At 44.9% G+C, this 12,102-nt stretch carries 10 protein-coding genes; all 10 read left to right on the top strand.

The features are described 5' to 3' along the window. The 10 genes from NST47_RS22430 to NST47_RS22385 all read left to right on the top strand — a co-directional run bounded on the left by NST47_RS22430 (nt 1) and on the right by NST47_RS22385 (nt 12,026). Nucleotides 1-1,005 carry a phosphotransferase enzyme family protein gene (locus NST47_RS22430; RefSeq protein WP_341157125.1) on the top strand — a complete coding sequence of 335 codons (1,005 nt, stop codon included), beginning with the start codon at nt 1-3 and terminating at the stop codon, nt 1,003-1,005. A gap of 48 nt (nt 1,006-1,053) precedes the next feature. Further along, entirely contained in the window at nt 1,054-1,329 is a 276-nt protein-coding gene (locus tag NST47_RS22425; protein WP_083689040.1) for an acyl carrier protein, read from the top strand. Further along, nucleotides 1,326-2,222 (top strand): hypothetical protein, encoded by an 897-nt coding sequence (locus NST47_RS22420; protein WP_341157124.1) that lies wholly within the window; start codon nt 1,326-1,328, stop codon nt 2,220-2,222. Before NST47_RS22425 ends, NST47_RS22420 begins: the two co-directional genes overlap by 4 nt. After that, the gene (locus tag NST47_RS22415; protein ID WP_341157123.1) at nt 2,219-4,204 is read left to right on the top strand and encodes a non-ribosomal peptide synthetase; all 1,986 of its coding nucleotides are present in this window, start codon (nt 2,219-2,221) and stop codon (nt 4,202-4,204) included. The genes NST47_RS22420 and NST47_RS22415 overlap by 4 nt, the downstream gene beginning before the upstream one ends. A 222-nt stretch (nt 4,205-4,426) precedes the next feature. Beyond that, nucleotides 4,427-5,410, top strand: coding sequence for a Gfo/Idh/MocA family protein (locus tag NST47_RS22410; RefSeq protein WP_341157122.1), 984 nt, complete (start codon nt 4,427-4,429; stop codon nt 5,408-5,410). A 232-nt stretch (nt 5,411-5,642) separates the two neighbouring features. Next, a complete protein-coding gene (locus NST47_RS22405) occupies nt 5,643-6,920 on the top strand; it encodes an ABC transporter substrate-binding protein (protein ID WP_341157121.1) in 1,278 nt (425 codons plus the stop codon). 37 nt (nt 6,921-6,957) lie between these two features. Continuing rightward, on the top strand, nt 6,958-7,851 hold the full coding sequence (locus NST47_RS22400; RefSeq protein ID WP_341157120.1) for a carbohydrate ABC transporter permease: 894 nt from the start codon (nt 6,958-6,960) through the stop codon (nt 7,849-7,851). Continuing rightward, the gene (locus NST47_RS22395) at nt 7,841-8,674 is read left to right on the top strand and encodes a carbohydrate ABC transporter permease (RefSeq protein WP_341157119.1); all 834 of its coding nucleotides are present in this window, start codon (nt 7,841-7,843) and stop codon (nt 8,672-8,674) included. The genes NST47_RS22400 and NST47_RS22395 overlap by 11 nt, the downstream gene beginning before the upstream one ends. Before the next feature lie 22 nt (nt 8,675-8,696). Next, nucleotides 8,697-10,436, top strand: coding sequence for a sensor histidine kinase (locus tag NST47_RS22390; RefSeq protein WP_341157118.1), 1,740 nt, complete (start codon nt 8,697-8,699; stop codon nt 10,434-10,436). Nucleotides 10,437-10,463: 27 nt separating this feature from the next. Beyond that, a complete protein-coding gene (locus tag NST47_RS22385; RefSeq protein ID WP_341157117.1) occupies nt 10,464-12,026 on the top strand; it encodes a response regulator in 1,563 nt (520 codons plus the stop codon). Nucleotides 12,027-12,102 lie beyond the last annotated feature (76 nt).

Here is a 12,102-nt window from a genome sequence, read left to right as displayed (position 1 = left end):
ATGTTGACCGCCAACAATCAAATCGACGAGAAAGTGTTGCTTGATGCCGGCAGCAGGTTCGCTGAGGCGAATACCCTATTTATACCATTGGAAAGCTTTGAGAGCAGCGTATACGCCTGGACTAATCGAGGAAAACAGTATGTACTCAAAATCATAGATCGGCAGCATCGGACAGAAGCTGACATTTTGGGGGAAATCGATTTTGTCCACTTTGCGGTGGACCATGGCGTACCCGTAGCAAGGGCGATTGTCTCGTTAAACGGCAGCTATGTAGAGTCAATCGGTGATCCTTCAAAGGATGGCTACTGGGCATACGCATTGGAATGGGCCGAAGGGCAGCCTGCTAATCCGGAGGTATGGGGACCGGAGCTGTTCCAGCAGTGGGGTCAACTGCTAGGCAAGCTGCATCAGGTTACCTCAAAGTATAAACCGTCTAGACCGGAGTGGAAACGGCATCGATGGGATGAGGATGAATTATATCATGCTGCGTTGTTGAAGGTTGCTGCTGATCCGTTGCTTGGCAAAGCCTTGAACCCCTGCCTGTTAAGGCTTAAGCAGCTTCCTGAGCACCCGGACCAGTTTGGATTGATCCATAATGATCTGCATCATCGCAACTTTCATGTTCATGAGGGCAGGATGATCGTTTTTGACTTTGATGGTATGGTCTATCATCATTATGCCAGTGATATCGCTGTCGCCATGTATTACGCTATCGATGGTGATCGCTCTACAGCAGATAAAGCGTCGTTTGCCAGACATTTTATGCATCATGTATTGGAGGGCTATTCTCACCATCAAACCGTAAGCAAGGTACTGCTGCAAAGCGTACCGGATTGGATGCTGCTGCGCCATCTGCTATTGTATACTACGTATCTGCGCAAGTGGGAGGGAATGAATCGCAATACGATGCAAAGGTGGACATTAAATCGGTATCGAACAGATCTCAGCATGCTTAAACTGTTTGGTGGTATTGAGCTTGATTATACTAACTGGATACAAATGTAAAATAATATTGAGCATATAATTGATATAAGAAAAGAGAGGGATCATAGAATGAGCCAAACGATTGTAAACAAGGACTCGGTTATGGATTTCGTCTGCAGCAAGGTGCAGGAGGTATTGCAAACGGATGAAGCTCTGACTTTGGATAAGGATCTGGCCAGTCTCGGGATGGATTCATTTAATTCCATGAACCTTGTCATTGAATTTGAAACGAGATTTGAGATTGTTTTTGATGATGAAGAGCTATTATTCGAAAATTTTGCCACTGTGCGGAATATGGTTGATCGGATCTGCGCCAAACTAGACGTGGATTCTTTGGAGCCATGAAGCAGCAATGGGTGGATTGCTATATCGATAAGCTGCTGGCTTTATATCCCCAGGTGCATGCTTATGCAGCGATGATTGATCGATGGGCTTTTGTGCCTGAATGGTCGGAAGTAGATGTGGATTTTGACTTGACGCGTGTATTGGCGACGGAGCGGCAGCTGTTTGAGCTGTATGGGATTCGACGGCAGTACAATAGCGGCTGGATCGATGACGTGCTGCGGAGCGGCCTTCAGGTACTGCTTCCCTGTGATTTATTTTATTTGCCTCATGCCAAGGTTTTTTACGGTCAAGAGCATGCCGGACATTATATATGGGTACAGCAAATATTGCCCAATGGTGAGTACCGAATTTACGATGATCATCCCGCCTTCCAGGGTGCGATGGCTGGCAAAGCTTTGCGACAGGCGCATGAAGTGATGAAACTGCCTTATCAAGCTCTTGAGCCGAGGTGCAGTGAGATTTCGGAGGAGCAGGTACTGATGTATACGGGCCGGATGCTGCAGACGGATACTTTTCACCTCGGTTCCTTCGCCAACCAACTGATCGCTTCGGATTTGCCACCGATCCGCAAGTGCGAAATTCTCAAAGGAACCCGGCATATGCAGCATCGGTTAAGTGGTTTGATCCGCATATTTGATGTGACCCCACTTCCACCCGGCCCTAACGATGAGATGGTTGCTGTCCGTCAGGCAGTGTCAAGCTATATGGATGGCTGGCGAGCTACAGTCAATCTCGCATTAAAAGGTTTGCTGCTTCCCGTAGACAAGGTCTGGGATCGGCTGGAGGAGCGGCTCGTTAAGCATGCCGAGGGAGATCAAGTCTTAGCGGATGCAGTGATTCAATTTAAGGGAAAGCTTACCTCTGTCTATCAACAAGGAGGGGGATTGCGATGATATTCTCTTATTTACATATGGCTTGGGGTATTGTGCTGATGAAATATCATGATCCCGATCAGCTTCAGCTGTTCATCCACACCACACATGACATGCCTGTATGGACCTGTAAAAACACAGGGTTTGCAGGAGAGACTATCATTAGTATAGACGTACCGGTCTGTATAGAGGATACGTTCAAGGAATGGAAAGAGAAGCTGCGTGAAGCTCTAGCTCCCTATGAAGCAGTCAATGGTTTATCTGTTACTTTCGCACGGAACACCGAAGCTTTCTCGGTTTCAGAATTGGAGGATCCCTGGAAGAGTGCGCTTGAGATCATCATGGACATCGATAGGCAGCAGAACTCGCATTTGCATAACGAAATATCAGCCGATCGTTTTAAGGGGCATTTGATGAAGGTTTATGAAGCCCTGCTTCGTGATGAAGAGACACCCATTAAGGATATAGAAATGGTTGTGCCCGAAGAGCGTTTACAGCTGCTCTATGCTTTTAATCAAACTCTAACTGATTATGAGAAGGATCAAACGATTCACAGTCGTTTTGGGATGCAGGCGGCTGCTTATCCTGAACAGATTGCGGTGGTATGCAACAAAGAAAGCATCAGCTATGCGGAGCTGGATCGGAAATCGACACAATTGGCAATTAAGCTGCGAAGTAGGGGGGCTGGACGGGGCAGCATTGTGGCCATTACAGCAGATCGTACGTTGGAGATGATCATTGGGCTGCTGGCGATATTGAAATCGGGTGCAGCGTATTTGCCTATTGACGTTCGGTCACCAGAATTACTTACCCGAACGATATTGGCAGATAGTGGAGCCTGCATCGCTGTGACGCAATCCTTGTCCAATTCTATCGGTGTCGAGCTGCTTAATCCTTACGATCCGAAATCTTATGAAATTGAAAATAGTAATGGAACCAACCTTTTAGCGGAAGGCCGTGCTTCTGATCTGGCTTATGTCATCTACACCTCAGGAACGACAGGCACCCCCAAAGGAGTCATGGTAGGGCATCAGGGAGTTGTTAACTTCTGCTGCTGGTTGGGTGTGAAATACCACATCGCGGAGAATACTCGAACGCTTCAATCCGCCAACCTGACGTTTGACGCTTCGGTGGAATCCATATTTGGACCTTTACTTAACGGTGGAACCGTGATTCTTATAAGAAGCGAATTGCTGCTCCATAAAGGAGCTTTTCGCAATTTTATTGATAAGCATCAGGTGCATATCTTACCGCTCGTGCCTACCTTGCTGCCACTGATTGCAGACGATGATCAACTGGAAAGCGTTCGAGTCGTCATTACAGGTGGAGATATTTTGGAACGGGAGCTTAAGGACCGCATCATTCAAAGGGGTTATAAGCTATACAATCATTACGGGCCGACAGAGGCAACAGTGGACGCTCTGGCCTCGGATGTTGAGGAAGATAGAGTGACTTTGGGCAGGCCGATTGCCAATACGAGGATCTATGTGTTGAATCGGGGGCTGCAGCTTTGCCCGGTTGGCGTATGGGGAGAAATTTGCATAACAGGAGACGGATTGGCTGCAGGATACCTGAACCGCGAGGAGCTGACGCAAGAGAGGTTCATCGTGAATCCGTATGAATCCGGTCAACTTCTGTACCGAACAGGAGACATGGGAAGATGGCTGGAGGATGGAAGAGTCGACTATGGCGGCAGAATCGATGATCAGCTTAAAATCAACGGTATTCTGGTGCACCCCGAAACTATTCGCAAGCACCTGATGACGCATTCCTCTATTCATGATGCCTGTGTGCTGGGTATAGGTAATAGTGGCAGTAACAGAAAATTATTCGCCTACTATACGACAACGGAGCCTGTCACCACCACACAGCTCAGAGAACATTTAATGCAGTACATTTTCCCAGGCATTCTTCCCAGCAAATTCATAGAGATTGCTCAATTCCCTGTAAATCTGAGTGGCAAGATCAACAAGCAGGCATTAGTTGAAATGATAGGAAAGTGATAGTTTGTACGTTTGGAGGATAGCCTTGTGGTTATCCTTTATTTAGGTTTGTCCATTCATCGTATTTATTTGAACGCTTATTAAATTGATATATTGTGCTTAAAATTAATATGGACTATAATTAATTTAATCTTTAAGCTAACTACTCAAATTATTTACTATCAGGACCGCTTACAGAATAGGTTGAAGCATGACTAATTTTATAAAACGAGGTGTTTATCCATGAATCAAAAGATCAAATGGGGGATTCTTGGTCCAGGCCGTATCGCAAATGCATTTGCCAAAGATTTGGCGCATCTTCCGGAAGCGCAGATTGTCGCTGTGGGTTCACGATCCGAGGAACGAGCAGCTGAATTCGCGTTGAAGCACAACATCCCGAATGCTTATGGCAGCTATGAAGCACTTATTCAGGATCCGAATGTGGACATCATCTATGTGGCAACTCCGCACTCGGAGCACAGAGAGAACGTGTTAGCTTGCCTATTGGGTGGTAAAGCCGTAATTTGCGAGAAGTCGTTCACAGTGAATGCAGCCGAATTGGAGGAGCTGATCCAAGTTGCCCGCGAGAAGCAGGTATTCCTTATGGAGGCTATGTGGACGCGGTTTTTACCTACGATACATAAAGTGAGGGAATGGCTGGCGAGTGGAGCAATAGGGGATGTACGTATGGTTGACGTAAGATTCGGTAATCGCGCTGAATGGATACCGGAAAGCAGACTGTTTAACCCGACGCTCGCCGGAGGGACTTTATTGGATGTCGGCATTTATTGTGTATCTTTTATCTCGATGATTTATGGCACGCAGCCTTCTACCATTCAAAGTCTGGCTCATATCGGAACAACAGGCGTGGATGAAGAATTTTCAGCTTTATTTGGCTATGAGGGAAGACAAACGGCCAATCTGATGGCGGCACTTCGTATAAAAACAAAGCACGAAACCATTATTTCCGGAACGGAAGGCGAAATTCGAGTGCCGTCATTCTGGAATGCCAAAACAGCGGAATTGTCCGTGTACGGAAAACAGGTGGAGCGCTTTGAGGATTGCGCTGCACCGATAGGTTACATGTATGAAGCAGCCGAAGCGATGCGTTGTCTTCGAGAAGGAAAAATTGAAAGCGACATGATGCCGCTGGATGAATCGTTAGGCATTATGAGAACAATGGATGCGCTTCGCGGTGGATGGGGAATGAAATATCCGTCTGAATAAATGATTGGAGTCGTTATCGGTTATTATGGAGAAGCCCCTGGTGTAATTGCTAAGGGCTCTTTTCATGCCAATCTCCATTCGTAGAATTATCGAACTTATCGAAGTTTTGTCACCTACTGCTTCAAAAAGAAAACCCTTACAATAATAAAGAATCGGTAATGGCGATATCAATAAGCTGGGGGTATTCGATTTGAAAAAAGGGTTGTTAGTCTTTTCAGTGTTTCTCATGTCCATGACCGCATTAGTTGGATGTGCGAAAGATTCAGGTAATTCCGCTACGGGTACATCGGACACCGCAAAGAAACCGGATGCGGCCAAGCCGCCCGAAGGCTCCACGAGTGGAGCTCCCAGAAAAGTAGTGCTTTACGGTGACATTAAAGAATTTCCGTCTTTTGTCCCCATGCTTGAAAAGCTGAAAGCAGATTTCAAAGGCAAATACGATATTCAAACGATTCCGGTGGATTGGGGTAACCTGGAAAAAGTCGTGAAGACAGGTATCGCTTCCGGACAGCCGGCAGATATTTATGCATATTGGCCCAACAATTTGAAGACGATGATTGACTCCAAGATGGTAACCGATTTAACACCGTATTTGGATGCGAACGGAGGCGAATGGAGAAAGCAATTTACCTCCATGCTGGACACTGGCAAGTATGGTTCGCAAACTTATGGTGTTCCGATCAGTGGTGTATTCCCACTCATCTACGCCAACCAGGATCTTCTGGATAAAGCTGGAGTTAAAATTCCCGACAACTGGAATTGGGAGCAATTCCTGGATGCCTTGAAGCAAATCAAGGAAAAGACCGGCGTATATCCGTTCGGTGCAGCTAACGATCAAGCCATCATATTACCGCGGGAAGGATTACAAAGCATTGGGGAAGCACAGAACAAGCTGGATGAATTATCAAAGCTGCAAATTCCAATCGCAGACCCTATGTTTACCAAGATGCTTGAAAACCTGAAAAAATTAAATGATAACGATTACTGGTATCCGGGTAAGGGCGCTTTGACGATTAAGCGTGACGAGGAGCAATCCGCTTTCTACCAAGGTAAAGTAGCTATGATTGGCGAAGCCTCCTCACTTGCGGCAACAGTAACAACGAATTCGAAATTTAAAGTCGTTGCTTTACCGGTTCCGACCATGGGCAACAAGCTGGCTTACACAGGCAGTGCGGACGGATTTATGATTCCGGCGAACGCAGCCAACAAAGAAGCAGCAGTCGAAATTATCAAAAAACTGACCAGCCAGGAATATATGCAAATTCATGCGGATGCGGGCTTCCTGGTTTCCAACGTGAATGTTAAGTATACGAATCCGATAGTTACTCAGATTGGTGCTTTGTATAAGCATGCGATTACCAACCCGCCGGGATTCACCTATGTGGACAGCAAGATCGATGAATATTTCAGGAACCAGCTTTTGCCTAAACTTTTCCTGAAGGGCTCTGATTTCAAAGAAATTATTAGCGATCTGGAAGCCTTACGTCAGGAAGCACTTAAAAAGAAGTGACAACAAAGCTAAGTTTAGATAATGGAGAGAAACATGGATGAACAACCGTAAAGGCAATTTACTCGGCAGTACAGTCCTTGGATTTCTGTTTTTGGCTCCTGTCTTGTTCCTGATCCTGTTTGTTTCCTATATTCCTTTCATATGGAACTTGATTTTGTCTTTCCAGGAGTGGGATGGGTTTCTAACGAGAAACTGGATTGGATTCGATAATTACATTCATATTTTTGCTGACCGTACTGCACTTATTAGCTTTTATAATACAACTTTCCTGGGCATTTTTATTACCTTGTTTTCAGTCGTTATCGGCATTATGCTGGCAGCCCTGATCTACCCGTTGGGGAATAAAGAAGGAGCGTTCTACCGATTTGCTCTGTTCACTCCCTCGATGGTTCCGACAACGATTATTGCGATTTTGTTTACTTTTATTTATAGTCCCGAAGGGGTATTGAATCAAGCACTGGAAGCGATTGGCTTGGAGCATTTGACGCGGGTATGGTTGGGTGAACCGGAAACCGTCCTGCCAAGTATTGTACTTGTAGACGTGTATAAGAATATGGGCATTACGATGATGCTCTGTTTCACGGCCATGCAGCTTATACCGAAGTCCATATTTGAAGCCAGCAGGATGGATGGTATCGGGTACATGCGTCAATTCATACTCATTGTGCTGCCATTACTTAAGCCGATTATCCAATTGTGCGTAGTGCTGTCCTTGATCACAGCCTTCCGAACTTACGACTCGGTGAGAATATTAACGAACGGCGGTCCGGGGACAATGTCGAAGACAGTATCCTTGTATATGGTCGATACCGCATTCAATTACAATGAATTCGGTTACGCAGCATCGATGGGAGCCTTGTTTACAGGAATATTGCTGTTGACTGTACTTATAGCGAGACGGTTACTAGGGGGAGAGACGTATGAATATTAATAGAGAAACCACAGCCATCGTCTGGATACCCAGAGTTACCGTTCTGCTATTGACGCTGCTCACGTTATTCCCGCTGCTCTTTGTATTGATGACATCTTTTAAATCCACACAGCAGTTTCTTCAGAATATATGGGCACTGCCGGAACGTATCGAATGGTTTAATTATTCGAAGGCACTCATTGACGGCGGGATCGGACGCTATTTATTAAACAGTACCTATGTTGTATCGATTTCTATTATCGGCATCGTGTTATTTGCTTCATTGGCAGGATATGCTTTGGCGAGATTACGCATTCCCAAGGCGGAGCTCCTGATGCTGTTCATTCTCATTCCAACGATGTTTCCATCCGAATCGATCATTATGCCGTTCTATATCATGATGAGTGAGCTTAGGCTGTTAAATGAAGCTTATACGCTTATTTTTCCGTTTATTGGATGGGGAGTGCCCACGGCAACGTTTATATTGCGTAATTTCTTCCAGTCCATTCCGAACGAGCTGCTGGAAGCAGCCAAGGTCGACGGGGCAAACGATATGCTGGTTTTTGTAAAAGTGATCGTACCCATCATGATTCCAACGCTATTGACGGTGGCCATTTTGAATTTTGGGTTATGGGGAGAGCTGCTCTGGACAACCGTTTCCATGTCAGCATCGGTATTTCGAACCATACCACTTGGCATTATTGCTTTTCAAACGCAGATGGGCACAGATTGGGGACCGCTTTCCGCGGCCATATGTATTGTCATGGTTCCGCTAGTTATCATATTTTTATGTTCACAAAAGTATTTTGTAAGAGGATTAACGAGCGGTGCAGTAAAAGGGTGATACCAATTGGAGAATATAAACCATGTCTATCCAAACCAAATTTTTTGTATATTTGTTTGTGCTTGTTATTCTTCCCTTAATGGCAGCGTCCTTCTTAATCCTCGCGATTTCGTCCGATATTATCGGTTCCAAGTCGAGAGAGGCCGTCTTTCAATCCTTTAAGCAAACCGAGTTTCGCTTGAATCAAATCGTCTCCAATATAGAATATTTATCTGATAAGTTGTTGGGCAATGAAGATGTCCAGCAGCTATCGAACTTGAACGAGCAATCTTATCCGTATGAATTCGTAGTGCGTACGAATGGACTCAATTATTTTTTGCAGCAGGAAATCAGAGTGCAGCCTTACCTGCACTCTTTTCTCCTTATAAACAATACGAAGCCGATTTATCGGTTCGGTTACTATGAGAATGAGGTTAACCAGGAGCTGCTCCAGCAAGCGATCCAGCAAAAAGGAGTTCCGGTATGGACCGGCACCTATAAGCTGCGTTCCTATCAAAATCCGAGTGAAAATGAATATGTCGTCTCTTTATTTAGAGCCGTTAATGATCTTAATTCATTTGTTGTTATTTCTGTTGAAATATTAACCATCCCCGAACAAGCGCTGGAGCAGGCTTACACAGAGAATGATGCGTGGCAAAATGACGGAATGGTTATTATCGACGGCAATGGGCAAATCGTGTCTTCCAAGAACAAAGGTGAGATCGGAAACCATATCGGACAGCTGCCCTATGTTCAGCAGGTTATGTCTGGCATTGAGGGGAATTTTCGCTCTACGATCAATGGGGAAAAAGTTTCTGTATTTTATTATAAGCTGCCAAATCCAGGATGGCATGTGATCAAAGTGGTTCCAGACTCACAAATTAATGAACCGCAGAAGTTTCTCAGGATATTGATTGTTGTCGCACTGTCGATCTGTTTGCTGTTTGGGATTATTTTCTCCGTTATCCAAAACAACCGAATTATTCGACCCATCAAGCTGCTGAAGCGCGAAATGGATAAGGTTAAGCGCGGCAATCTGGAAATTAAGCTCGATGTGCAGCAAAAGGATGAAATCGGACAGCTGGTGTTTCATTTTAGAGCCATGGGCTTGGAGCTTAAAGATCTGATTGATAAAGTGTATCACAGTCAATTGAAGGAAAAGGAAGCCCGGCTGCAAATGCTGAGCATGCAAATTAATCCTCATTTTTTGTATAACACGCTTGAATCCATTCGTTGGGTGGCTATCAGGCATCAGGTGGATTCAGTTGCCGATCAGCTGGAGGTGCTCTCCAACATGTTCAGATATTCGTTAACCCAGGAGCATCAAATCACCACGATTGAGCAAGAGGTAGAGCATGTGCGCAATTATATGATCATTCTCAATTTCCGGTTCAATCACATTTATGAGTTCGAGGTACAAGTTGAGGAGCACATGCTTCAGTACGAGTGCCCGCATTTTATTTTACAGCCATTGGTTGAAAATTCAATCAAGCATGGCTTTGCTGATAGGATTGAACAAGGCTTCATCCGTATTTCGATTGTACAGGAGGCGGCTTTTACCCGAATTTGTGTAGAGGATAATGGAATCGGGGCAGATGAGAACCGTATCCGCAGGCTGCTTGACGGTGAGGAATCACATTCAGGTTATGCGCTTAAAAATATACACAGTCGTCTACAGTTGAAGTATGGACCTGAATTCGGGATTCTTTTTAGCAGTGAGCTTGGCATAGGGACGAAGGTCGTACTTGTACTTCCGGCAGTTTTAAGACACGATGACGTATAGGCATATAATTGAGGTGATACAAGCGTTATGAAAATGCTCATTGTCGATGATGAAATTCAAATTCGAACGGGTTTACAGGAAGGTATGAATTGGAAATCATTAGGGTTGGATGAGGTGTACATTGCGGATAATGGGGTCACCGCGCTGCAGCTCTTCGAGCAGTACAATCCTGAAATCATTATCACGGATATTAGGATGCCGAGGATGGACGGTCTGGCATTAATCAAATCTGTGAGAGACTTATCGTCTTCCTGCAAGTTTATTATTTTGAGTGGTTATTCCGAATTTGAATATGTCAAGGAAGCCCTTCAATATGGAGTCATCGATTATGAGTTGAAACCTGTCAATATAAAACGACTGCTCAATCTGGTCAAGAAGGCCATCGAAACGATTGAAAAAGAAAAAAGTCAGGTCACCTGGTACCATGAATATTGGAGTGAACGCCTTGTTCGGGATATTGTAAGCAACACATTCACAGAGACACCGAATATATTAGATCTGCTTACTCTCGGTATCAAATGGAAGCCTGGGATTCCGCTTCGGATTTGTTACTTGCAAGGGGACGCGGTGCTTGGAGATGTTCTTACTCATCATCAAGAACGCATTCAACAATTGTTGGACACAGAAGCTCACAAAATACCAGGGATAATACATAGGCTTTCTCCCAGGGACTATATGCTGATTATGAACTCGTACAACCGTGCTTTTGAGCTGGAGAAATGGTGGAAGCAGGTTCAAGCGATGCTGCTGGAGCATTGCCATATCAGCATGACGATTGGCATCAGCAACGAAGAAGAAATAGCGCATCTCCCCAGATTATATGAGCAGGCGCTGGAAGCTATTCAATTGAGGCTATACGGTGGACCACGGGCCATGTATTATTATTACGAGGTTCCTGACCGGAAAGAAGTACGGAGCAGAACCTATACACCGCCAGAGGATGAACTCTCAAGAGGATTCCATGAGCCTTCCTTCGCCTCTTTACAAAGCTGCATCAACAGGGAATTCGACGTGTTCTTGCTAGAACGGAACCGGCTGCTGGGGGAAGTACGTGGGATATGCAGACAATATGCTTGGATTGCCGAGCAGGAACTGAAAAGAATGCCAGGTGTTTCTATCCAGTCTAACCATGCAGAGTGGAATCGTGATCATTCATTGGAGCAGATCGAATCGATTGAAGGTTTTCGCAGCTATGTGCTCCAGCTGTATCGGATTGCTTATGAGCAAGTACAATATGTTCAACGATTCCCGAATATGAAAGGCGTAGCCAAGGCAATCAGCTATATGCACGATCATTTTCATGAAGATATTTCTGTAAAAGAAGTGGCAGCATATATTCAACAGTCTCCCAACTATTTTAGCCATAAATTCAAACAGGAAATGGGCGTTTCGTATACGGCATTTCTGAATCGAATTCGGATCGAGGAAGCGTCGAGGCAGCTGCAAGCCAAGTCCACTGCGGCTCTGTATGAAATTAGCTGGAATGTCGGCTTTCGGGATTATAAATATTTTACACAAGTGTTCAAAAAGCAAAAGGGTCTTTCTCCCTCTGAATATCAACGAAAGGGATTGGGTCATCCCGATATTTAAGAAATAGCAACATTATGTTTTATGAAATTTAAGTAAATTATTGGAACTTCTCGCAACTTATTGTATATAATTTCCG

It is taken from the genome of Paenibacillus sp. FSL H8-0034 (genome assembly GCF_038000305.1).
Lineage (GTDB): Bacteria > Bacillota > Bacilli > Paenibacillales > NBRC-103111 > Paenibacillus_S.
This window is presented reverse-complemented; position numbering and strand designations above follow the sequence as displayed.

Excerpts from the sequence above, each read along its gene's own strand:
- NST47_RS22430 (WP_341157125.1), top strand. The coding sequence starts at position 1 with ATGTTGACCGCCAACAATCAAATCGACGAGAAAGTGTTGCTTGATGCC.
- NST47_RS22425 (WP_083689040.1), top strand. The coding sequence starts at position 1,054 with ATGAGCCAAACGATTGTAAACAAGGACTCGGTTATGGATTTCGTCTGC.
- NST47_RS22420 (WP_341157124.1), top strand. The coding sequence starts at position 1,326 with ATGAAGCAGCAATGGGTGGATTGCTATATCGATAAGCTGCTGGCTTTA.
- NST47_RS22415 (WP_341157123.1), top strand. The coding sequence starts at position 2,219 with ATGATATTCTCTTATTTACATATGGCTTGGGGTATTGTGCTGATGAAA.
- NST47_RS22410 (WP_341157122.1), top strand. The coding sequence starts at position 4,427 with ATGAATCAAAAGATCAAATGGGGGATTCTTGGTCCAGGCCGTATCGCA.
- NST47_RS22405 (WP_341157121.1), top strand. The coding sequence starts at position 5,643 with ATGACCGCATTAGTTGGATGTGCGAAAGATTCAGGTAATTCCGCTACG.
- NST47_RS22400 (WP_341157120.1), top strand. The coding sequence starts at position 6,958 with ATGAACAACCGTAAAGGCAATTTACTCGGCAGTACAGTCCTTGGATTT.
- NST47_RS22395 (WP_341157119.1), top strand. The coding sequence starts at position 7,841 with ATGAATATTAATAGAGAAACCACAGCCATCGTCTGGATACCCAGAGTT.
- NST47_RS22390 (WP_341157118.1), top strand. The coding sequence starts at position 8,697 with ATGTCTATCCAAACCAAATTTTTTGTATATTTGTTTGTGCTTGTTATT.
- NST47_RS22385 (WP_341157117.1), top strand. The coding sequence starts at position 10,464 with ATGAAAATGCTCATTGTCGATGATGAAATTCAAATTCGAACGGGTTTA.